Genomic DNA, 23,559 nt, shown 5'->3' with positions numbered 1-23,559 from the left:
ATCATAGTTCGGGTTGGGGCTGGCTCAATCATGCTCGCTCTCTTGCTGCTCGGCCAGCCGTTTGGCTTGCTCTATCATCTCCTGGGCGCGCTTGCTCGGACCGGAGGAGACGGGATCTGGGCTCACCTGCTGGTAACCTTGCACCTCGGTTTGTGGGCGACGCACATAGCGGCGGGTCTTGAGGGCCCGGATGAATTTGAGCATCCATTGGTGCTGGGAGTCAAAGACCTCGGGACGCCCCAGCCAGTATGCGATGAACTCGCCAAGATCCTCTTCGCTGTAGCTTGCATCAATGACGCCGCATAGGCGCGCCAGAGCGGGCAACTCCTCGTCCGGACGCCAATGCAGGTGCATCTGGAAGGGGCGCTCAGGCAAGGGACTTCGGCTGCGCTGGTTCAGCAAGGGCAGGGTGAAGCTGCATTGGTGGTAGTGCTCACTTTCCACTGGACTCTCTATAGACAGCAAGCCAGCCTCGATCAGCTCGTCAAACAGGGCTGTTAGTTGGCGGGCATTGACCTGATAACTAAAGCCGCTGGTATCCATGGGATCGACCACCGCCAAGCTCCGCCCCAGTTCGGGATAACTGAGCCGGGGGGGCTGGTTTTCCATGATCAGTCGCCGCAACTGCAGACTGTAGAGGCTGCGAGCCGGATGAGACAGTCTGGGATGGGCGAGTGCGCTGTATTCGGCTGGAGTCATGGCGTTCTTTGCTAGCTAGGATGGGGCCATTATCCCCCATGGGCTGGCTGGGCACAATTAAGGGCTGATCCCTGACGCATTCTGATTGGCGGCGGCCAGGTAGCCGGTCTCTTATATGGATTAATAATCATGCTCATTTTTGCGAGGTCATCCCGTTCGCTGGGGGCTGCGGTGGTCTAGGATTAGGCTCTAATCGGCATGAACCACAAGAGCTGTAACAAGATGTTAAGAGCCGGACTCAGGATCCTGGTGGTGGAGGACGAAGCCGTCTTTCGCCACATGTTGGTGAATTATTTAGAGAATGAGGGAGCCTGTGTGTTCCAGGCCGAGGATGGCATCGAGGGATTGTCAGGGGCGGCCCTTTATCAGCCGGATCTGGTGCTGTGCGATCTCAACATGCCCAATCTGGATGGCCATGAGGTGATTGCCTGTCTGGTGGCGCGCTATCCCCAGATCCCCATCATCATCATCTCGGGCCAGAATCGGATGGAAGAGGTTGGCCGTGCCCTGCGTGGTGGCGCCCGAGATTTTCTGCTCAAGCCCATCCGTGACTGGTCGCAGGTGGTGCAAAGCATCAACCAGTGTCTGGCGGCTCCGGAGGTCTCCAGCCCGCAGCTTGAACTGGTCGAGCACCTCCATTACTTTCGCAACCATGACGGCGCGGCAACCCGGTTGCTCGGCAATCTGTCGACCCCGATGTTGCAGGAGTGGGGGCCCTGGCAGGTCACGTTCGAGGGAATGGGCAACCTCTTCATCCCGGATACGTTCAGGGTGGACAACCGCCTTCTGGTACTGGTCATGGAGTTGCCGGTGTTGGCCGCAGATGCCGCCTTCTGCGGCGCCCTGGTGCGATCACTGCTCAATGTCCCCTACCGCCAGTATCAACAAAGGGAGAGCCAGCTGCTGGCTCAACCCCATCGCTTGCTGGCCTATCTCAATTGGCAGCTGATGGAATCTGGCCTGCGCCACTCATTCTCAATGGCTGCCCTGCTGTTTGACGAGGAGGAGGGGCTCAGCTTTGCCAATGCTGGCATCACGTCACCACACTGGTTGATGCGCAGTGGGGGCCTTCCCCTTGGTCTGATGCGGGATGGCCACTACCGACTCCATAAACGGAGCTGGCACGATCCCTTTGAACTGCAGATCCGCAGCGACACTGGCTGTGCCCTGCATATGCAGGTGCGCCACCACTAGTCTCTGGAGCATCTGGATACCACCGATATCAAAGAGGGCGCCCAATGGGCGCCCTCTTTATCATGCTTGTCGTGACCTGTGATCAGACTGTCGCTGAGTGCAGTTTCTTGTCATCTTGCTCAGGAGCGTCGGCATGACCTTCAGCCCCGTGCATCCAGTAGACCAGACGGTTGGCCATGGTCAGCAGCAGGAGCGCGCTGAGCACGGCGGCAGCGGCGATGCCGCCGAAGATGGCGATGGCACCGGACTCACCCACGAAGGATCCGATGAAGCCTGCGGCATAGTTGGCCAGGGCAACAAAGCCGAACCAGGCACCCATCATCAGGGAAGCCAGGCGCAGGGGCGCCAGCTTGGTCACCATGGAGAGGCCGATGGGGGAGAGGCAAAGCTCGCCCAGGGTGTGGAACAGATAGGCGCCAACCAGCCAGAACATGGAGGTTTTGACACTCTGATCACCACCTTGCTCCAGTACGGCACCGATCATGAACAGGAAACCAATGGCCAGGAACAGCAGACCCATGGCGAACTTCACCGGGGAGTTGGGCTCTTTCTTGCCGAGCTTGATCCAGATGGCTGCAACCAGGGGAGCAAGGGTGATGATGAAGAAGGGGTTCAGGGACTGGAACCAGGCCGTTGGTACCTCGAAGCTACCGATCATGCGGTCGGTATACTCCTGGGTGTAGAGATTCATCAGGCCGCCAGCTTGCTCGAAGCCCGCCCAGAAAATGATGGTGAACAGACCCAGGATGAGGATGACTTTGATGCGATCCACTTCCTGTTTGGTCAGGGGGGCCTTCTGGTTCTTGGCGCGCTTGGCTGCCGCCAGTTTGGCCGCAGGGACCCGGCCGATGTCACCGAGGAAATTCTGCGCCATGGTCGCTTGCAGTACCAGGGAGAGCAGCATGCCGATGCCGGCTCCGATGAAGGCTGCCTGCCAGCCATAGGCGGTGGCGGCAGCGCCACAGATAACCCCGGCCAGCAGGGAACCCAGGTTGATGCCCATATAGAAGATGGTGAAGGCGCCATCGCGACGATGATCCCCTTCCTGATAGAGGTCACCTACCATGGTGGAGATGTTCGGCTTGAACAGGCCGTTGCCCACAATCAGCAGGGCGAGGCCCGCATAGAAGACGCTGTTGACCAAGTCCGGGAACATGGCGTGGGGCAGTGCCAGGGTGAATTGGCCAGCAGCCATCAAGATGGCGCCGATCAGAATGGAGCGACGTTGTCCGAGCACGGTATCGGCCAGCCAGCCACCGATGAGCGGTGTGATATAGACCAGACCGGTATAGATACCGTAGAGCTTGAGGGCATCGGCCTGACTCCAGCCCATGCCGCCATTGGCTGTCAAGTCGGTGAGGTAGAGCACCAGCACGGCACGCATGCCGTAATAGGAGAATCGCTCCCACAGTTCGGTACTAAAGAGCAAAAAGAGCCCTTTAGGGTGACCTAAAAAGGTCTCTTTTGACGAGTTATTCATGGAACTTCCACCTGTATCTTTTATTTTTTTAGGAATTTTATGCAAGGGCTCGGAACAAGCCTTAAACCTTATAAAACAAGCGTGATTGAATTACAAGGTCATGATTTGATGGTTGATTGTTTACTCAAAGCTGAATATTTGTTTAAAAAATGAAAACGGAGCATCAAATGATGCCCCGTTTAATATTCTGTGAAACGATGAAAAAATCAGCGTTTACAACTGTTTGGCAAATTGAGCCAGCCACTGACGGAATTCGGCGCCGAGCTCGCCATGACGGGCAGCGTACTCGACATTGGCCTTCATATAACCGAGCTTGCTGCCGCAATCATGGCTTCTGCCCTTCATGGAGTAAGCGTTGACTTGCTCGCGCTCCATCAGCATGGCGATGGCATCGGTCAGCTGGATCTCGTCGCCAGCACCGGCGGGAGTCTTCTCAAGCAGTGGCCAGATGTTGGCCGACAGCACATAACGACCCACCACGGCCAGATTGGAGGGTGCTTCATCCCGGGGCGGCTTCTCGACGATGGCCTGCATCGGCAGGGACATGCCGGCAGTCAGCGCCTCACCTTTGACGTCGGCGATGCCGTACTTGTCGACTTCGCTCTCGGGCACTGTCTCGACCATGATCTGGCTGATCTGGTCTGCCTCGAACAGATGTACCATCTCGGCCAGGTTATCTTGCTTGAGATCGCTGGCTATTTCGTCGATCAGTACGTCCGGCAGCAGCACGGCAAAGGGGTTGTCACCGATCAGCGGACGGGCGCAGAGCACCGCATGGCCCAGCCCTTTGGCTTCCCCCTGGCGGACATGCATGATGGTCACGTCCTTGGGGCAGATGTGTTGCACCTCTTCCAGCAGCTGACGCTTGACCCGCTTTTCCAGGGTCGCTTCCAGCTCGAAACTCTTGTCGAAATGGTTCTCGATGGAGTTTTTGCTGGAGTGGGTGACCAGGATGATCTCCTTGATACCTGCGGCGATGGCTTCACGTACCACATACTGGATCAGGGGTTTGTCGACCACGGGCAACATCTCTTTCGGGATGGCCTTGGTGGCGGGCAACATGCGGGTACCCAAGCCAGCTACGGGTAGCACGGCCTTGCGAACAACGAGCGGTGTCTTTTTCATGGAGAGCAATCCGGTGAGACAAAGTGGCATCATGATACCCGAAGTAAAATGGGGCAGCCACCGGCCGCCCCAGAAGATGACTTCTCCTGTGCATCTCATTTGACAATGATCATGTCCCGGTTGGCCTCCAGGGTGGCCGGGCCTATGCCGCTCACATCGGCCAGTTGATCCACAGAGCTGAATTTCCCCTGTTTCTCCCGATAGTCGATGATGGACTGGGCCTTCTTCTCGCCGATCCCCTTGAGGGCGGTCAGCTCGTCCATGCTGGCCGTATTGAGGTTGATTTTACCCGTTTTGCTGACGGCGCTGCTGGTGACGGTTTGGGTTGCTACCTTCTCTGCCGCCAGGACGGGCTGCCCAAGTAATGGCAGGGCGGCCAATAGCACGGCATAGGCTAACGTGAGACGTTTCATACACTCTCTTCCTTGAGCAAGGACGCGGGTTGCGCCGCATTGATATTTAGCTCATCAGTGGCAGTTTTTGTCTGTCATTTCTGACAAGGAATAACTCATGAGAAACGGCTATAAGCTGGCAGTTCTGATTCGGGTAGAATGAGCTATCTTTTTGACTTGGAAGCTATTTTATGTCCCTTCCCCCCATTGCCAAGATCGAGGCCATCGCCCGCGCCGCAGGTGATGCCATATTGGCCATCTACCAGCAAGCCTTCACCGTGGAGTACAAAGCTGACGAGAGTCCGTTGACGGCGGCGGACAAGGGAGCCCATGACGTGATAGTTGCCGGTTTGGCGAGTTTGACACCCGATATCCCCGTGTTGTCCGAAGAGTCGGGGGAAGAGGTATTGCAGGCCAGGCTTGGCTGGCAACGCTACTGGCTGGTGGATCCCCTGGATGGCACCAAGGAGTTTGTCTCCCGTAACGGTGAATTTACCGTCAACATTGCACTTGTTGAGGGGAGCAGCCCGGTCTGGGGCATGGTCTATGCTCCCGTGCTGGACAAGCTCTGGTATGGCGGCAAGAGACTGGGGGCATTTTGCAGCGAGGGGGGGGCCAGCAGACCCATCCAGACAAGGCCTCATCAGGAGGGAACCCCCTGGCGAGTGGTGGGCAGTCGCAATCACCTCTCCCAGGAGACGCTGGACTTTCTGGCCCCCCTTGGGGAGATTGACCTGGTCTCCATGGGCAGTTCCCTCAAGTTCTGCATCATCGCCGAGGGTGGGGCCGAGCTCTACCCCAGATTGGCCCCCACGTGCGAGTGGGACACGGGGGCGGCCCAGGCGGTCCTGGAAGGGGCGGGGGGCAGTGTCACCCGGCTCGATGGCTCGCCACTCGAATATAACAAGCCAAATATCCTCAACCCCTGGTTTGTGGCACGGGCCTGAGGCATCGATCTGTAAACTCTCCAACGTGTTGGCGATATCGAGTACTCGCAATCCGCTCAAAACAAACAGGCCGGACAATGTCCGGCCTGTTTGTTTGCATTGATTGGTGCGCGTCTGCTTAGAACACTTTCTTGAATGGCTTGATGGTGACCTTGGCATAGACGCCAGCAGCGACATAAGGGTCTGCATTTGCCCATGCCTGGGCATCGGCCTGGCTATTGAACTCGGCGATGACGGTTGAGCCGCTGAAGCCAGCATCGGCTGGATCCTCGGCATCGATGGCGGGGTTGGGCCCCGCGGTCAGCAGACGTCCCTCATCTTGCAGTGCTTGTAGCCGTGCGAGGTGGGCGGGGCGAGCCTGTTTGCGCAAAGCCAGACTCGCGGCCACATCTTCGGAGTAGATCAGATACCACATGAGACAATCCTTTTCGTGTTGCGGTTATTTTTTCCGTTCGAGTTTCTGGGCATCTTTCTGCTCCGCCGGCATGTGTCGGTAGAGATAGATGCCGGACAGCAGGGTGAAGACCAGCGTCAGGCCGAGCAGGCCGAACACCTTGAAGTTGACCCACACCTCCTGAGGCAGATTGAACGCGACATAGAGGTTAAGCAGGCCGCAGAGGGCGAAGAAGCCAGCCCAGGCCAGGTTGACCCTGTCCCAGATGGGATCTGGTGCCTGCAACTCCTTGCCAAGCATCTGCTTGATCAGGTTCTTGCTAAAGCCGTAGCGGGCAATGAGCAGGGCGAGGGCAAACAGGGCATTGATCACCGTCACCTTCCACTTGATGAAGGCGTCATCGTGGAAGAAGACCGTCAGCCCGCCAAAGAAGCCAACCAGGATAAAGGTGAACAGCTGCATCTTCTCGACTTTGCGATAGCGAAGCCAGTTGTAGAGCAGTTGCAGACCCGTGACCACCACCAGAGCGCCGGTTGCGGCATAGATGTCCACCATCTTGTAGACGGCAAAGAAAACGATAAGCGGAATAAATTCAAAAAATTGCTTCATGCTGGCTCATTCACCTCGAAATTTCATCCAGTCTACCTGTCCGACAGACAACGGCAAATGAATAAGAGCCGCCCCGGGGGTCTGAGTTCCCTTCCTTACTCATCGGTAAACAGCTCGGCGGCGACACTCAACCCTAATCGGGTCTGGTCTGCCAGCAAGTCGCGGATATTCGACTCCTCAATCTGGGGGTTGAGCAGCACGGCGCGCAGCAGTACCAGAGGCTGATCGCCGTAGCGATGCAGGGGGCGCTGGGTGCGGGAGACAAAGCTGTGCCCTTCGGCGCGCTGGGCTTTTTGCAATGCAACGTTGAAGAGATTGATCTGTTCGTTGGCCGCCTTGTTCAATGTTTTTCCCTGCAGATGCGGGGGGATGCAGCGATAGGAGAGCAGGTTCATCACCGGGGCCGACATCAGCTCGAAGGCGGGATCCGCGTCGATCAGCGCTGCCATGCAACGAGCCTTGCCATAGTTGGCCTCGATGAGGGTGCGATAACCCACCTCGCCGAGCAGTTGGAAAGCGCCATCCAGATAGAGGGCATTGGCGGGTCTGGTGCCTTCCAGAGTAAAGCGACCCTGATCGAAGGAGCTGGCGCGAATGGCGTAAGGAGCCTCGCGCTTGACCGCCATCACCAGATCCGGGCGTTTGCAGAGCAGCATGCCGGTGCCAAGGGGGACGAGCAGCTGCTTGTGGCCATCCAGAGTGACGGTATCAGCCTGTTCTATGCCAGCCAGCAGTGACTGGTAACGGGGAGAGAACAGCGTCGGGCCCCCCCAGGCGGCATCTACGTGGAAATGGACATTTTCCCGGCGGGCGATGTCAGCGAGCTCGGCCAGGGGATCGACTGAGCCAAAGTCGGTACTGCCAGCGACGCCTATGATGGCAAGCACCTTGAGACGTAAGGCCTTGCACTCGAGCAAGGCTGCCTCCAGGGCGGGCAGGCTGAGGCGATTGTCGGCATCCGTCTCCAGCCGACGGACATTGACGGCGCCCATACCCAGCAAGTCCATCCCCTTGTCGAAGGAGTAGTGCATCAGACGCGAGCCCAGAATGACGGCGCCGCGGTAACCTTGCTCTACCAGATGGAACAGATTGTCGCCCACGGCATGGTTGCGGGCGAGCCAGAGGGCGGTGACATTGGCTATGGTGCCACCGCTGGTCATGACACCGAGCGCCGCATCCTTGGCATGCATCTGGTGGTGGTAGAAGTCGTCAGTGCCTCGATAGACGAGGCGGTGCAGCTTAGCCAAGACTTCCCGCTCCAGGAAGCTCAGCAAACGGGAGGACTCCATCTTCATCGGATTCTGGTTGAGCATCACCAGCAGCCGGGCCAGTTCGCCGGTGAAGGCGGGCAGGGGGGCCGTCATGTGGCCCATGTAGTGACGGGAAGCGAGATGGGAGGCGCCAGGCACCAACTGCTCGAGCCGTGCCAGATAGGCCTGGGTATCCATGCCCTCACCGGGCATATTGGCATCATCGAGTTGTTGGCAAAACTGCTCGCGTCGATAGGGCGCCTCGCTGTCGTCGGCGCGGTGAAAGCGTTCCAACAGGCGAGTCACGGCTGCGGCTAGGGCAGGATCCGGTTTGGCAAAGAGTTCGGTCAACGTCATCGGGGTCTCCAGACCAGGCCGGCGGACCACGCCATCCGGGCGCATGGGCCAAGGGGTCGCGGCGGCATCAATACGGGTAATCGCCAGGGCCCACTCAGGGGCAATGCGCTGGCGGCAGAGGATACACCAAAGGGGCACGGCTGGCAGCCACTCCCTTTTTTCAGCTAACACTTGTACTCTTAAATCTGCTTGAGCTAGAGTGAAGCCTCTAATTATTGCTATCGAGAGTGGGTGCGATGGACTATTCCCCCCGTGAAGAGTGGGCGAATCGCTGGAGTCATGGCCTGGGGCTGGGGCTGGGTGTACTGGGCGGGATCTGCCTGTTGCTAAAGGGCTGGGATCAAGGGCCCCTCGCCCGGTTCAGTTACGGCCTCTACAGCGCCAGCCTGATACTGCTATTTCTTGCTTCCACCCTTTATCACAGCATGGGCGAGGGACCACATCGACACAGGTGCAAGATCTTTGATCACTGCGCCATCTATCTGTTGATCGCCGGTACTTATACCCCTTTTCTGCTGGTTGCGCTCGATAGCCCCTTTACCGATTGGTTGATGGCAGTGATCTGGTTGCTGGCGCTGTCCGGGGTGGTGTTCAAGCTGATTTTTGTCAATCGCTTCAAGCGATTATCACTTCTCACCTATCTGGTCCTGGGCTGGCTCTCCCTGCTGGCGGTCTATCAGCTTTACCTCAATCTGGCGGTCGGTGGTCTGGTGTTGCTGGCGCTGGGGGGCCTTATCTACAGCCTGGGAGTCATCTTCTACGCCAACAAGCGCATTCCCTACAACCATGCCATCTGGCATCTGTTTGTACTGGGGGGGAGCGCTTGCCACTTCTGGGCCATTTACGGCTACGTGGCTTCTTTGCCCTGAAGAGGATAGCGGCAGTTCCATCGCCCTGGGAATTTCATCTATCCCTTAATTGGTAATTTTTGCTCCAAATAAAGCTAGAATCGTGCGCCGCCACACAGTCATTCTCTTTCTTTGCTGACAAGCTGGGCCGAGTCGAATTTGAAACAAGGATGGCGAAGATGAGTGAGATCGCGCTTTCTATCAGCATGTTGTCGCTGGTGGCAGTGCTCGGGCTCTGGCTGGGCAATTGGAAGATCCACGGGGTGGGATTAGGGATAGGGGGGGTGCTGTTTGGGGGCATCCTGGTTGGTCACTTCGCCGGTCTTTTTGAGGTGAGCTTCGATGACCACACCCTGCATTTCATCCAGGAGTTCGGTCTGATCCTGTTCGTCTACACCATAGGCATCCAGGTCGGTCCCGGGTTCTTCTCTTCCCTGCGTAGCTCCGGACTCAAGCTCAATGGCTTTGCCGCTTTGCTGGTGGTACTGGGCTGCGTGGTCGCGCTGGGGCTGCATAAGCTGTTTGCCGTGCCGCTGCCGGTGATCCTCGGCGTCTTCTCCGGCGCCGTGACCAATACCCCCTCCCTGGGGGCGGGACAGCAGATCCTTGCCGAGCTGGGCGCAGCGCCCGGCTCAACGGCCTTGATGGGGATGGGTTATGCGGTCGCTTATCCATTCGGGATCTGCGGCATATTGCTGACCATGTGGTTGGTTCGCGTGTTTTTTAACATCAAGATCGAAGATGAAGCCTCCCGTTTCGAACAAGAATCCGGCACAGTCCGTGAGAGCCTGCAGACCATCAACATCGCGGTACGCAACCCCAACATGCACGGACTCATGCTCAGGGAGATCCCCAGTCTGGATGAGACGGATGTGATCTGCTCGCGACTGAAGCGGGGTGACGAGCTGATGGTGCCGCGTCCTGATACCCGCATCGAGACCGGGGATTTGCTGCATCTGGTTGGAGAGCGTCATGCGCTGCACAAGGTCTTGCTGGTATTGGGGGAGGAGGTCGATACCTCTCTCTCGACCCGGGGTACCGAACTGCGGGTCGAGCGGGTGGTGGTGACCAACGAGCAGGTGCTCGGCAAGAAGATCCGCGATCTCGAGATCAAGCAGCGCTATGACGTGGTGATCTCGCGCCTCAACCGGGCAGGGATCGAGCTGGTACCAACCAGCCAGACCAGCCTGCAATTTGGTGACATCCTCAATCTGGTCGGCCGCCTCGATGCCATAGAGGCGGTGACTAGCGTGGTGGGCAACGTACAGCAAAAACTGCAACAGGTGCAGATGCTGCCAGTATTTATCGGCATAGGGCTCGGGGTGCTGCTTGGCTCAATTCCCTTCTATTTGCCCGGTTTTCCGGCAGCGCTCAAGCTGGGTCTGGCTGGTGGCCCTCTGGTGGTGGCGCTGATCCTCGCCCGGATCGGCAGTATAGGTAAGCTCTATTGGTTCATGCCCCCCAGTGCCAACCTGGCGCTGCGGGAGATAGGCATAGTGCTGTTCCTGGCTGTGGTAGGGTTCAAATCCGGCGCGGGTTTTGTTGATACTCTGCTTCACGGGGATGGTCCTGCCTGGGTGCTCTATGGCATGGCGCTGACCCTGATCCCTTTGCTGGTTGTCGGGGTACTGGCGCGCCACTATGGCAAGCTGAACTACTTAACCTTGTGCGGTCTGTTGGCGGGTTCGATGACGGATCCCCCGGCCCTGGCATTTGCCAACGCCATGCATAGCAGTAGTGGTGCCAGTGCATTGGCCTACGCGACTGTTTACCCTCTAGTGATGTTCCTGCGGATCATATCACCACAACTGTTGGCCATCCTGCTCTGGGCCGGTATCTGACGTGTTGGCGGGCGTTACCTGGTGACGCCCGCTAGTGGATTTCAAATGTTTGAAATAAATAGTTTTTTATCAGTAAGCACAACAAGTGCCAACCCTCCAGCTTCTGCGTCTGTTTCCCCTCAAAAAGCCCCCGTTCGTTCTAAATTTCGCACTAGTTACTAGCGACTCATTCGAATAAAGTGAACGCTGAAAAAATTGTACGCCCGTTATCGGGAGCTACTCATCAGGAGAGAACATGAGCGCCAACATCATCACCCTGGAACAGGACATAGTTGTGACCCATCTGACCCAACCGGTATACCTGGTCGGTGAGGATGGCAGCCTGCGTCAGCTTGCCGAGGGGGATGCAATAGCCAAAGGTGCTCAGGTGACCTCCCCTGCTGGGGGCTCGATTGGCGCAGGCGCGTTACAGATCCCGTTGCCTGTCGCCGACATCAATCCTGATCAGTTGGCCTCTGCCGAGGAAGGCCAGCAGCTGGCGCTTAATCAACAACCAGCCCCGGGAGGCATCAGCGACGAAATTGCCGCCTTGCAGTCCGCCATTCTGGATGGCGTTGATCCAACCAAGGCATTTGAAGCGTCGGCGGCTGGCGGGGCTCCTGCTGCGGGTGGTGGCGTCGCTGGCGGCAGTGGCAATGGCGGTTTCATCGTCGTCGATCGCAACGCAGATTCTACCCTGGCGCAGAGTGGTTTCGACACGAACGAGCCCGCCACAAGGGCACTGTTGCGGGAGGCCTTACCGGGTGCCGAGGATACGCGACCGCAGGATGTGATAGCGCCACAGATCTCTGTCTCGGCTCCCGATAATACCAATGACACGACCCCGACCCTGACCGGCTCCACTGACGCCCCTGTGGGCAGCACCGTGACCCTGATAGTCACTGATGCCAATGGCAATCAACAGACCCTGACCGCGACCGTCAATCCGGACGGTACCTTCAGCGTAGATGTCACCACCCCGCTGGCTGATGGCCCATATACAGTCGCCGCCAATGTCACAGACCCTGCTGGCAACACGGGCACGGCCACCGATGATGGCAGCGTGGACAGCACTGCTCCGGATCTGGCTATTGCGCTTGATGCCAACATCACCGCCGACGACGTCATCAACGCCGCCGAAGCGGGTCAGCAGATCCCGGTCAGCGGCACCGTCAGCGGCGAGTTCAACGAAGGTGACACCGTCACCCTGACCGTCAACAACACCGACTACAGCGGCAAGGTGGCTGCCGATGGCCGCTTCACCATCCTGGTGGCGGGCAGCGACCTGGCGGCCGATGGCAACAAGACCATCGACGCCAGCGTGACCAGCACCGACGCGGCGGGCAACAGCGCCACCGCGACCGACAGCGAAGGCTACGGGGTCGACACCCAGGGTCCGAGCGTGGTGGTCGACATCGTGGATGCCGCCCTGAACGTGGCAGACAACGTATCGAACGTCACCTTCACCTTCAGCGAAGTGCCGGTAGGCTTTACCGCCGCCGACCTGACCGTGAGCGGTGGCACCATCAGCAACCTGGTACAAAGCGCCAGCGATCCGAAAGTGTGGACTGCCACCTTTACCGCGACCGATGGCTTCACCGGCACCGCCAGCGTGGCAGTGAAGGATGGCAGCTACACCGATACCGCCGGTAACCCGGGCAGCGCCGGCAGCGACACCGTCGCCGTCGACACCCAGGCGCCGGTGGACCTCGCGATTAACCTCGATGCCAACATCACCGCCGACGACGTCATCAACGCCGCCGAAGCGGGTCAGGACATCCCGGTCAGCGGCACCGTCAGCGGCGAGTTCAAGGCCGGCGACACCGTCACCCTGACCGTCAACAACACCGACTACACCGGCAAGGTGGCTGCCGATGGCCGCTTCACCATCCTGGTGGCGGGCAGCGACCTGGCGGCCGATGGCAACCAGACCATCGACGCCAGCGTGACCAGCACCGACGCGGCGGGCAACAGCGCCACCGCGACCGACAGCGAAGGCTACGGGGTCGACACCCAGGGTCCGAGCGTGGTGGTCGACATCGTGGATGCCGCCCTGAACGTGGCAGACAACGTATCGAACGTCACCTTCACCTTCAGCGAAGTGCCGGTAGGCTTTACCGCCGCCGACCTGACCGTGAGCGGTGGCACCATCAGCAACCTGGTACAAAGCGCCAGCGATCCGAAAGTGTGGACTGCCACCTTTACCGCGACCGATGGCTTCACCGGCACCGCCAGCGTGGCAGTGAAGGATGGCAGCTACACCGATACCGCCGGTAACCCGGGCAGCGCCGGCAGCGACACCGTCGCCGTCGACACCCAGGCGCCGCTGGACCTGGCCATCACCCTTGATGCCAACATCACCGCCGACGACGTCATCAACGCCGCCGAAGCGGGTCAGGAGATCCCGGTCAGCGGCACCGTCAGCGGCGAGTTCAAGGCCGGCGACACCGTCACCCTGACCGTCAACAACATCGACTACAGCGGCAAGGTGGCGGCCGATGGCCGCTTCACCATCCTGGTGGCGGGCAGCGATCTGGCGGCCGATGGCAACCAGACCATCGATGCCAGCGTGACCAGCACCGACGCGGCGGGCAACAGCGCCACCGCGACCGACAGCGAAGGCTACGGGGTCGACACCCAGGGTCCGAGCGTGGTGGTCGACATCGTGGATGCCGCCCTGAACGTGGCAGACAACGTATCGAACGTGACCTTCACCTTCAGCGAAGTGCCGGTAGGCTTTACCGCCGCCGACCTGACCGTGAGCGGTGGCACCATCAGCAACCTGGTACAAAGCGCCAGCGATCCGAAAGTGTGGACTGCCACCTTTACCGCGACCGATGGCTTCACCGGCACCGCCAGCGTGGCAGTGAAGGATGGCAGCTACACCGATACCGCCGGTAACCCGGGCAGCGCCGGCAGCGACACCGTCGCCGTCGACACCCAGGCGCCGGTGGAGTTGGCCATCACGCTGGATACCAACATCACCGCCGACGACGTCATCAACGCCGCCGAAGCGGGTCAGGAGATCCCGGTCAGCGGCACCGTCAGCGGCGAGTTCAAGGCCGGCGACACCGTCACCCTGACCGTCAACAACACCGACTACACCGGCAAGGTGGCGGCCGATGGCCGCTTCACCATCCTGGTGGCGGGCAGCGATCTGGCGGCCGATGGCAACCAGACCATCGATGCCAGCGTGACCAGCACCGACGCGGCGGGCAACAGCGCCACCGCGACCGACAGCGAAGGCTACGGGGTCGACACCCAGGGTCCGAGCGTGGTGGTCGACATCGTGGATGCCGCCCTGAACGTGGCAGACAACGTATCGAACGTCACCTTCACCTTCAGCGAAGTGCCGGTAGGCTTTACCGCCGCCGACCTGACCGTGAGCGGTGGCACCATCAGCAACCTGGTACAAAGCGCCAGCGATCCGAAAGTGTGGACTGCCACCTTTACCGCGACCGATGGCTTCACCGGCACCGCCAGCGTGGCAGTGAAGGATGGCAGCTACACCGATACCGCCGGTAACCCGGGCAGCGCCGGCAGCGACACCGTCGCCGTCGACACCCAGGCGCCGCTGGACTTGGCGATTAACCTCGATGCCAACATCACCGCCGACGACGTCATCAACGCCGCCGAAGCGGGTCAGGCCATCCCGGTCAGCGGCACCGTGACCGGCGAGTTCAAGGCCGGCGACACCGTCACCCTGACCGTCAACAACACCGACTACAGCGGCAAGGTGGCGGCCGATGGCCGCTTCACCATCCTGGTGGCGGGCAGCGATCTGGCGGCCGATGGCAACCAGACCATCGATGCCAGCGTGACCAGCACCGACGCGGCGGGCAATAGCGCCACCGCGACCGACAGCGAAGGCTACGGGGTCGACACCCAGGGTCCGAGCGTGGTGGTCGACATCGTGGATGCCGCCCTGAACGTGGCAGACAACGTATCGAACGTCACCTTCACCTTCAGCGAAGTGCCGGTAGGCTTTACCGCCGCCGACCTGACCGTGAGCGGTGGCACCATCAGCAACCTGGTACAAAGCGCCAGCGATCCGAAAGTGTGGACTGCCACCTTTACCGCGACCGATGGCTTCACCGGCACCGCCAGCGTGGCAGTGAAGGATGGCAGCTACACCGATACCGCCGGTAACCCGGGCAGCGCCGGCAGCGACACCGTCGCCGTCGACACCCAGGCGCCGCTGGACCTGGCCATCACCCTTGATGCCAACATCACCGCCGACGACGTCATCAACGCCGCCGAAGCGGGTCAGGAGATCCCGGTCAGCGGCACCGTCAGCGGCGAGTTCAAGGCCGGCGACACCGTCACCCTGACCGTCAACAACACCGACTACAGCGGCAAGGTGGCGGCCGATGGCCGCTTCACCATCCTGGTGGCGGGCAGCGATCTGGCGGCCGATGGCAACCAGACCATCGACGCCAGCGTGACCAGCACCGACGCGGCGGGCAACAGCGCCACCGCGACCGACAGCGAAGGCTACGGGGTCGACACCCAGGGTCCGAGCGTGGTGGTCGACATCGTGGATGCCGCCCTGAACGTGGCAGACAACGTATCGAACGTGACCTTCACCTTCAGCGAAGTGCCGGTAGGCTTTACCGCCGCCGACCTGACCGTGAGCGGTGGCACCATCAGCAACCTGGTACAAAGCGCCAGCGATCCGAAAGTGTGGACTGCCACCTTTACCGCGACCGATGGCTTCACCGGCACCGCCAGCGTGGCAGTGAAGGATGGCAGCTACACCGATACCGCCGGTAACCCGGGCAGCGCCGGCAGCGACACCGTCGCCGTCGACACCCAGGCGCCGCTGGACCTCGCGATTAACCTCGATGCCAACATCACCGCCGACGACGTCATCAACGCCGCCGAAGCGGGTCAGGACATCCCGGTCAGCGGCACCGTCAGCGGCGAGTTCAAGGCCGGCGACACCGTCACCCTGACCGTCAACAACACCGACTACACCGGCAAGGTGGCGGCCGATGGCCGCTTCACCATCCTGGTGGCGGGCAGCGACCTGGCGGCCGATGGCAACCAGACCATCGACGCCAGCGTGACCAGCACCGACGCGGCGGGCAACAGCGCCACCGCGACCGACAGCGAAGGCTACGGGGTCGACACCCAGGGTCCGAGCGTGGTGGTCGACATCGTGGATGCCGCCCTGAACGTGGCAGACAACGTATCGAACGTCACCTTCACCTTCAGCGAAGTGCCGGTAGGCTTTACCGCCGCCGACCTGACCGTGAGCGGTGGCACCATCAGCAACCTGGTACAAAGCGCCAGCGATCCGAAAGTGTGGACTGCCACCTTTACCGCGACCGATGGCTTCACCGGCACCGCCAGCGTGGCAGTGAAGGATGGCAGCTACACCGATACCGCCGGTAACCCGGGCAGCGCCGGCAGCGACACCGTCGCCGTCGACACCCAGGCGCCGGTGGACCTGGCCATTGAGCTGGATGCCAACATCACCACCGACGACGTCATCAACGCCGCCGAAGCGGGTCAGGACATCCCGGTCAGCGGCACCGTGACCGGCGAGTTCAAGGACGGCGACACCGTCACCCTGACCGTCAACAACACCGACTACACCGGCAAGGTGGCTGCCGATGGCCGCTTCACCATCCTGGTGGCGGGCAGCGACCTGGCGGCCGATGGCAACCAGACCATCGACGCCAGCGTGACCAGCACCGACGCGGCGGGCAACAGCGCCACCGCGACCGACAGCGAAGGCTACGGGGTCGACACCCAGGGTCCGAGCGTGGTGGTCGACATCGTGGATGCCGCCCTGAACGTGGCAGACAACGTATCGAACGTCACCTTCACCTTCAGCGAAGTGCCGGTAGGCTTTACCGCCGCCGACCTGACCGTGAGCGGTGGCACCATCAGCAACCTGGTACAAAGCGCCAGCGATCCGAAAGTGTGGACTGCCACCTTTACCGCGACCGATGGCTTCACCGGCACCGCCAGCGTGGCAGTGAAGGATGGCAGCTACACCGATACCGCCGGTAACCCGGGCAGCGCCGGCAGCGACACCGTCGCCGTCGACACCCAGGCGCCGGTGGACCTCGCGATTAACCTCGATGCCAACATCACCGCCGACGACGTCATCAACGCCGCCGAAGCGGGTCAGGACATCCCGGTCAGCGGCACCGTGACCGGCGAGTTCAAGGCCGGTGACACCGTCACCCTGACCGTCAACAACACCGACTACAGCGGCAAGGTGGCTGCCGATGGCCGCTTCACCATCCTGGTGGCGGGCAGCGACCTGGCGGCCGATGGCAACCAGACCATCGATGCCAGCGTGACCAGCACCGACGCGGCGGGCAACAGCGCCACCGCGACCGACAGCGAAGGCTACGGGGTCGACACCCAGGCGCCGCTGGAGTTGGCCATCACCCTCGATGCCAACATCACCGCCGACGACGTCATCAACGCCGCCGAAGCGGGTCAGCAGATCCCGGTCAGCGGCACCGTCAGCGGCGAGTTCAACGAAGGTGACACCGTCACCCTGACCGTCAACAACATCGACTACAGCGGCAAGGTGGCTGCCGATGGCCGCTTCACCATCCTGGTGGCGGGCAGCGACCTGGCGGCCGATGGCAACCAGACCATCGATGCCAGCGTGACCAGCACCGACGCGGCGGGCAACAGCGCCACCGCGACCGACAGCGAAGGCTACGGGGTCGACACCCAGGGTCCGAGCGTGGTGGTCGACATCGTGGATGCCGCCCTGAACGTGGCAGACAACGTATCGAACGTGACCTTCACCTTCAGCGAAGTGCCGGTAGGCTTTACCGCCGCCGACCTGACCGTGAGCGGTGGCACCATCAGCAACCTGGTACAAAGCACCAGCGATCCGAAAGTGTGGACTGCCACCTTTACCGCGACCGATGGCTTCACCGGCACCGCCAGCGTGGCAGTGAAGGATGGCAGCTACACCGATACCGCCGGTAACCCGGGCAGCGCCGGCAGCGACACCGTCGCCGTCGACACCCAGGCGCCGGTGGACCTCGCGATTAACCTCGATGCCAACATCACCGCCGACGACGTCATCAACGCCGCCGAAGCGGGTCAGGCCATCCCGGTCAGCGGCACCGTGACCGGCGAGTTCAACGAAGGTGACACCGTCACCCTGACCGTCAACAACACCGACTACAGCGGCAAGGTGGCGGCCGATGGCCGCTTCACCATCCTGGTGGCGGGCAGCGACCTGGCGGCCGATGGCAACCAGACCATCGATGCCAGCGTGACCAGCACCGACGCGGCGGGCAACAGCGCCACCGCGACCGACAGCGAAGGCTACGGGGTCGACACCCAGGGTCCGAGCGTGGTGGTCGACATCGTGGATGCCGCCCTGAACGTGGCAGACAACGTATCGAACGTCACCTTCACCTTCAGCGAAGTGCCGGTAGGCTTTACCGCCGCCGACCTGACCGTGAGCGGTGGCACCATCAGCAACCTGGTACAAAGCGCCAGCGATCCGAAAGTGTGGACTGCCACCTTTACCGCGACCGATGGCTTCACCGGCACCGCCAGCGTGGCAGTGAAGGATGGCAGCTACACCGATACCGCCGGTAACCCGGGCAGCGCCGGCAGCGACACCGTCGCCGTCGACACCCAGGCGCCGCTGGACCTCGCGATTAACCTCGATGCCAACATCACCGCCGACGACGTCATCAACGCCGCCGAAGCGGGTCAGGACATCCCGGTCAGCGGCACCGTCAGCGGCGAGTTCAAGGCCGGCGACACCGTCACCCTGACCGTCAACAACACCGACTACACCGGCAAGGTGGCTGCCGATGGCCGCTTCACCATCCTGGTGGCGGGCAGCGACCTGGCGGCCGATGGCAACAAGACCATCGATGCCAGCGTGACCAGCACCGACGCGGCGGGCAACAGCGCCACCGCGACCGACAGCGAAGGCTACGGGGTCGACACCCAGGGTCCGAGCGTGGTGGTCGACATCGTGGATGCCGCCCTGAACGTGGCAGACAACGTATCGAACGTCACCTTCACCTTCAGCGAAGTGCCGGTAGGCTTTACCGCCGCCGACCTGACCGTGAGCGGTGGCACCATCAGCAACCTGGTACAAAGCGCCAGCGATCCGAAAGTGTGGACTGCCACCTTTACCGCGACCGATGGCTTCACCGGCACCGCCAGCGTGGCAGTGAAGGATGGCAGCTACACCGATACCGCCGGTAACCCGGGCAGCGCCGGCAGCGACACCGTCGCCGTCGACACCCAGGCGCCGCTGGACCTGGCCATTGAGCTGGATGCCAACATCACCGCCGACGACGTCATCAACGCCGCCGAAGCGGGTCAGGACATCCCGGTCAGCGGCACCGTCAGCGGCGAGTTCAAGGCCGGCGACACCGTCACCCTGACCGTCAACAACACCGACTACAGCGGCAAGGTGGCGGCCGATGGCCGCTTCACCATCCTGGTGGCGGGCAGCGATCTGGCGGCCGATGGCAACCAGACCATCGATGCCAGCGTGACCAGCACCGACGCGGCGGGCAACAGCGCCACCGCGACCGACAGCGAAGGCTACGGGGTCGACACCACCGCGCCGAATGCGCCGACCGTGGTCATTGTGGATGATGCCAACAATGACCAGATGCTGACCAAGACCGAGATCGGCAACGATCAGATCCAGGTGCGTGCCGGGGTCAACCATGCTGATTTGGTTGCGGGTGGCAAGGTGACGCTGATCATCAACAATGGTGCCGTCAGCAGTACGGTTGAACTGACGTTGAAAGCCGATGGCACGCTGCAATCGAACAATGGCAAGATCTATGGCTATCAGAACGGCGTTATCAGCTGGACTGAAGCGACGCCAGGCAATGGAACATCGTTGACGGTGACCGCGACCCAGACCGACAAGGCGGGCAATACCTCCCTGCCGGGCAGTGATACTGCGCTGGTATTGGCCGTTCCCGTCACTTCCGGCGGCTACGCCAGTGGCGCCGAAGACACCCCGCTTTCCCTGAAGTGGAGCGATTTCAAGGCCAGCGATGCCGATACACCAGATGCTCAGCTGTCGATCAGGGTCACTTCACTGCCCGCCGATGGCTTGCTCCAGTACAAGGATACTGAGGGTAAATGGCAGACAGTGACACAGGCTCTGGTGAATAGCGGGCTGACATTTAGCAAGGGGGATATTGATGCAGGCAAGCTGCAGTTCTTGCCTGACCTTCATGAGTCGAGCTCGGCTGCGGGTAACAATGGCGGCACTCCAGGCAACAAGCTTGGCGATTATGCCGCCTTTGATTACCAGGTCAGCGATGGTGTCAATTCCAGTGACAACGCCAAGTTCGTTATTGATATCAAGCCAGTTGTTGATGGCGTGACACTCAAGGTTGAGCTGGTGAGTGGTGGTTTGACTCCGGGTGCGGCGAAAGTGGAAGAGATCCTAGACGCCTTGCAAGGCAAGAATCCATCATCGAACCCGACCGGGGGGAATGATTATCTGGTTTCCAGCAATGGCAACTGGGTAGATGGCGGGGCTGGCAACGACATGATCAAGTTCGGCAGCGGGACAAGCTTCCAGGCTATCGGTGGGGCCGGCAACGACACCCTGATCGGTGGGGCCAGCGTCAATGAGCACCTGATTGGCGGTGACGGAGATGACATTCTGATCGGTGGCAAGAATGCGACGTCCTCGGTCAAGCTGCAGGGGGATGGGGGCAACGACACGCTCATATCTCAAAGTCTGAAGGCAACCACGTCCTATTACGGTGGTGATGGCCAGGATGTTGCCTACATGCCCGGCTCTATGAAGGCACTGAAACTGGTTACGACCGGTTTACCCAACAGCTGCGACTACCGGCTGGTCTATACGGACCCTGTCACTGGGGCTGTGACCAACCATGACTTCTACAGTGTCGAAACCCTCTATCTGCAAGATGGCAAGTACGAGTTTGAGGGTGGCCAACTGAGCAAGGTTGCCGACCTTGCAACCCTGAAGATAGATGCTGACTTGATAGACACAGACGGTAGCGAGCGCTTTACCGAGCTGACCATTAAGGGACTACCGCAGGGGGCTGAGGTCTCCGGCGGTACTCTGCAGGCTGACGGCAGTTGGAAGGTGCCAGCTAGCATGCTGGATCAGGATGGCAAATTGTCGCTGCAGGTTGAACTGCCGGTCGGTAGCCAGAATATCAAGGTTACCGTTGTGGCGGGTTCGCAAGAGTACGATATGAATGGTCAACCTATCTCGGGTGAAGTGAAATTTACCGAAGCAGACGCAGGCTTCATGGTCAAACCGGCCAATCCGAATGGTGACAACACCGTTGATGGCGGCGGTGGTGATGATGTGCTGCTGGGGGATATAGGTGGCATCAAGACGTCGATCGAGCCTGGCAAGAATTACAATGTCGCCTTGATCGTGGATACCTCAGGCAGTATGAAATATGGCCTGAATGGGAATCAGGATCCCAGCTCAGGTCAGGATCGGATGACATTGACGATCAATGCACTGAAAGTGTTGGCCAACCAGCTGGTCAGCCACGATGGCGTGGTCAACGTGACGCTGATCGGTTTCGCCGGGTCGGCCAGCAATATGTTGAAGATCGAAGATCTCAACTCGGCAAATCTGCAGACGCTGATAAACAAGATCACGACCTTGTCTGCCAATGGGGCGACCAACTACGAGGATGCCTTCATCAAGGCGACCGAGTGGTTCAATACCAAGCCGGGTAGCGGGACAGGCCTGAAATTCGAAAACCTGACCTACTTCCTGACCGATGGCGATCCCACTGTGCACAACGGCGACTCCTCGTCTGGTGGTACCACGAATGATGCCGACATGGAGAAGGCTATCGATGCCTTTACGTCTCTGTCGGGATTGAGCGAGGTCAAGGCGATTGGCATAGGTACTGGTGTGACGGAGGGTAACCTGAAGTATTTTGACAATACCCAGGTGACCGGTGCGGGCAGTCAATATGGCCAGTCGCAAATACTGAATGACTTCTCGAGTAATAGCGGTGTGTGGAGAGCGAGCAGTTGGGGTAAAGCTGGCGATAGCTCCGGCACAGTTGTGAGAGACAACGACAAGATTGAGTTGACTGATAAAGCCTCTTCCGGTGCGTCGATCTTTACCAGTGCAACACTGGCGGTCGCTGCAGGTAATGGCATCCGCTTTGATTTGTCTACAGATCGCGATTTTTCTTCCGGTGACAGTTTCTCGGTGCAATTACAGCGTTTGAATGGCTCGACCTGGGTCAATGTCGGTAGTGCTTTAAATACGACCGGAATGATTGACAGTGGTTCTCTGGCCGCTGGTGATTATCGCTATGTCTTTACATTAAGTGATATAGATGATGGTTGGAGTTGGGGTCAGGGTTGGGATAACAAGTCGGCCACTCTGGTGATTGATAACCTCGCCAAGGTGACGGACTACCCGCCGATAGGTGACCCCGACATTATCACCAAGGCCGAGGATCTTCAGGCCGTGCTTGTGGGTGGCTCGGTGACGAATACCCCCGCAGAGGTTGGTTCGGATACGGTCAATGGTGGCGCAGGCAACGACATCCTGTTTGGCGATGCCATTAACACCGATTATCTGCCCTGGGGCGCGGCAGGCAATCCGGCCAAGCCGACGGATTGGGTCGATGGCAAGGGGTTGGATGGCTTGACCCAGTTCCTGACTTTGAAGAATGGTTATGCACCTAGCGCCATCGATCTGTTCGAATATATCAAAGACAATGCCAAGTCATTTGATGTGGCAGGTGATAACCGGGGCGGGAATGACAAGCTGCATGGTGGCCTGGGAGACGACATTCTCTTTGGCCAAGGGGGCAACGACGAACTCTACGGCGATGATGGCAACGATACCCTGTATGGTGGCGTCGGCAACGACATCCTGAGCGGCGGTCTGGGCAATGACATCCTGGTGGGGGGGCTGGGCAACGACATCCTGAAAGGGGATGCGGGGGCCGATCTCTTCACCTGGCAGCAGGGGGATACCACGACAGGTTCCATCGCCAAGGATTACGTGGTCGACTTCTCCAAGGCGGAAGGGGACAAGCTGGATCTGCGCGATCTGCTGGATCATGATGGTTCTCACAATCAGAATGATCTGAAGGGTCTGCTCTCTGCTTTCCAGGACAGTGAAGGGGTGCACTTGCAGGTCAAGGAGGCCGCCAATAGCCAGGTGACTCAGGAGATAGTGCTGATGAATCACACCTTTGACACCCTGACTGGCAGTGCCGCTGCGACCGGGGCCCAGGTGATCGACTTCATGCTGAACAACCATATGCTGGAGATCGACAAATAAAGGTGTGATGACGCACCATCAAGTATCAAGACGGTGGCTCAGGCCACCGTTTTTTATGGTGCCAAGCAGGAAGATAGAGCGAGCAGCAGTGACTTGTACCTTGCATGGCAAGGAACAGCATCAGGTAGAAGGGGAGCGGAAGGCAATATAGGAAG

Annotated in this window: 12 protein-coding genes; 5 read left to right on the top strand and 7 right to left on the bottom strand. The window is 60.0% G+C overall.

Annotated elements, in window-relative coordinates; all coding sequences use genetic code 11:
- Positions 1-24: 24 nt before the first annotated feature.
- Positions 25-699, bottom strand: coding sequence for a DnaT-like ssDNA-binding domain-containing protein (locus ACSMDR_RS07600; protein ID WP_436467817.1), 675 nt, complete (start codon positions 697-699; stop codon positions 25-27).
- 222 nt (positions 700-921) lie between these two features.
- Here ACSMDR_RS07600 and ACSMDR_RS07595 point away from each other — a divergent pair, with 222 nt between their 5' ends.
- Positions 922-1,893 carry a response regulator gene (locus ACSMDR_RS07595; RefSeq protein WP_040319431.1) on the top strand — a complete coding sequence of 324 codons (972 nt, stop codon included), beginning with the start codon at positions 922-924 and terminating at the stop codon, positions 1,891-1,893.
- A gap of 82 nt (positions 1,894-1,975) precedes the next feature.
- On the opposite strand, the gene ACSMDR_RS07590 is transcribed toward ACSMDR_RS07595, so the two are convergent.
- From ACSMDR_RS07590 to ACSMDR_RS07580, 3 genes are all read right to left on the bottom strand, one after another.
- Positions 1,976-3,373, bottom strand: coding sequence for a peptide MFS transporter (locus ACSMDR_RS07590; protein ID WP_436467816.1), 1,398 nt, complete (start codon positions 3,371-3,373; stop codon positions 1,976-1,978).
- A gap of 213 nt (positions 3,374-3,586) precedes the next feature.
- A complete protein-coding gene (galU, locus tag ACSMDR_RS07585) occupies positions 3,587-4,498 on the bottom strand; it encodes a UTP--glucose-1-phosphate uridylyltransferase GalU (protein WP_436467815.1) in 912 nt (303 codons plus the stop codon).
- A gap of 95 nt (positions 4,499-4,593) precedes the next feature.
- On the bottom strand, positions 4,594-4,911 hold the full coding sequence (locus tag ACSMDR_RS07580) for a ComEA family DNA-binding protein (RefSeq protein ID WP_436467814.1): 318 nt from the start codon (positions 4,909-4,911) through the stop codon (positions 4,594-4,596).
- A 170-nt stretch (positions 4,912-5,081) separates the two neighbouring features.
- Between ACSMDR_RS07580 and cysQ the strand changes: the two genes are divergently transcribed.
- Positions 5,082-5,837, top strand: coding sequence for a 3'(2'),5'-bisphosphate nucleotidase CysQ (gene cysQ, locus ACSMDR_RS07575; RefSeq protein WP_436467813.1), 756 nt, complete (start codon positions 5,082-5,084; stop codon positions 5,835-5,837).
- A gap of 118 nt (positions 5,838-5,955) precedes the next feature.
- Here the strand turns inward: cysQ and ACSMDR_RS07570 are convergent, their stop codons facing one another.
- From ACSMDR_RS07570 to ACSMDR_RS07560, 3 genes are all read right to left on the bottom strand, one after another.
- Positions 5,956-6,252: a YciI family protein gene (locus ACSMDR_RS07570; protein WP_005907363.1), complete on the bottom strand. Its 297-nt coding sequence runs from the start codon at positions 6,250-6,252 to the stop codon at positions 5,956-5,958.
- A 24-nt stretch (positions 6,253-6,276) separates the two neighbouring features.
- On the bottom strand, positions 6,277-6,840 hold the full coding sequence (locus tag ACSMDR_RS07565; RefSeq protein ID WP_436467812.1) for a septation protein A: 564 nt from the start codon (positions 6,838-6,840) through the stop codon (positions 6,277-6,279).
- 95 nt (positions 6,841-6,935) lie between these two features.
- Positions 6,936-8,447, bottom strand: coding sequence for an aminotransferase class V-fold PLP-dependent enzyme (locus tag ACSMDR_RS07560; RefSeq protein WP_436468221.1), 1,512 nt, complete (start codon positions 8,445-8,447; stop codon positions 6,936-6,938).
- A 236-nt stretch (positions 8,448-8,683) separates the two neighbouring features.
- On the opposite strand from ACSMDR_RS07560, the gene trhA reads away from it, so the two are divergent.
- The 3 genes from trhA to ACSMDR_RS07545 all read left to right on the top strand — a co-directional run bounded on the left by trhA (position 8,684) and on the right by ACSMDR_RS07545 (position 23,404).
- Positions 8,684-9,316: a PAQR family membrane homeostasis protein TrhA gene (gene trhA, locus ACSMDR_RS07555; RefSeq protein WP_436467811.1), complete on the top strand. Its 633-nt coding sequence runs from the start codon at positions 8,684-8,686 to the stop codon at positions 9,314-9,316.
- Between the two features lie 158 nt (positions 9,317-9,474).
- Positions 9,475-11,136: a putative transporter gene (locus ACSMDR_RS07550; RefSeq protein WP_436467810.1), complete on the top strand. Its 1,662-nt coding sequence runs from the start codon at positions 9,475-9,477 to the stop codon at positions 11,134-11,136.
- Between the two features lie 235 nt (positions 11,137-11,371).
- Positions 11,372-23,404 carry an Ig-like domain-containing protein gene (locus ACSMDR_RS07545; protein ID WP_436467809.1) on the top strand — a complete coding sequence of 4,011 codons (12,033 nt, stop codon included), beginning with the start codon at positions 11,372-11,374 and terminating at the stop codon, positions 23,402-23,404.
- The last annotated feature ends 155 nt before the right edge of the window (positions 23,405-23,559 follow it).

The organism is Aeromonas molluscorum (assembly GCF_051376105.1).
GTDB lineage: Bacteria > Pseudomonadota > Gammaproteobacteria > Enterobacterales > Aeromonadaceae > Aeromonas > Aeromonas molluscorum.
This window is presented reverse-complemented; position numbering and strand designations above follow the sequence as displayed.

Coding starts and splice junctions, on each gene's coding strand:
- ACSMDR_RS07580 (WP_436467814.1), bottom strand. CDS start 4,911: ATGAAACGTCTCACGTTAGCCTATGCCGTGCTATTGGCCGCCCTGCCA.
- ACSMDR_RS07560 (WP_436468221.1), bottom strand. CDS start 8,447: ATGACGTTGACCGAACTCTTTGCCAAACCGGATCCTGCCCTAGCCGCA.
- ACSMDR_RS07595 (WP_040319431.1), top strand. CDS start 922: ATGTTAAGAGCCGGACTCAGGATCCTGGTGGTGGAGGACGAAGCCGTC.
- ACSMDR_RS07600 (WP_436467817.1), bottom strand. CDS start 699: ATGACTCCAGCCGAATACAGCGCACTCGCCCATCCCAGACTGTCTCAT.
- galU (WP_436467815.1), bottom strand. CDS start 4,498: ATGAAAAAGACACCGCTCGTTGTTCGCAAGGCCGTGCTACCCGTAGCT.
- ACSMDR_RS07570 (WP_005907363.1), bottom strand. CDS start 6,252: ATGTGGTATCTGATCTACTCCGAAGATGTGGCCGCGAGTCTGGCTTTG.
- ACSMDR_RS07550 (WP_436467810.1), top strand. CDS start 9,475: ATGAGTGAGATCGCGCTTTCTATCAGCATGTTGTCGCTGGTGGCAGTG.
- ACSMDR_RS07565 (WP_436467812.1), bottom strand. CDS start 6,840: ATGAAGCAATTTTTTGAATTTATTCCGCTTATCGTTTTCTTTGCCGTC.
- cysQ (WP_436467813.1), top strand. CDS start 5,082: ATGTCCCTTCCCCCCATTGCCAAGATCGAGGCCATCGCCCGCGCCGCA.
- ACSMDR_RS07545 (WP_436467809.1), top strand. CDS start 11,372: ATGAGCGCCAACATCATCACCCTGGAACAGGACATAGTTGTGACCCAT.
- ACSMDR_RS07590 (WP_436467816.1), bottom strand. CDS start 3,373: ATGAATAACTCGTCAAAAGAGACCTTTTTAGGTCACCCTAAAGGGCTC.
- trhA (WP_436467811.1), top strand. CDS start 8,684: ATGGACTATTCCCCCCGTGAAGAGTGGGCGAATCGCTGGAGTCATGGC.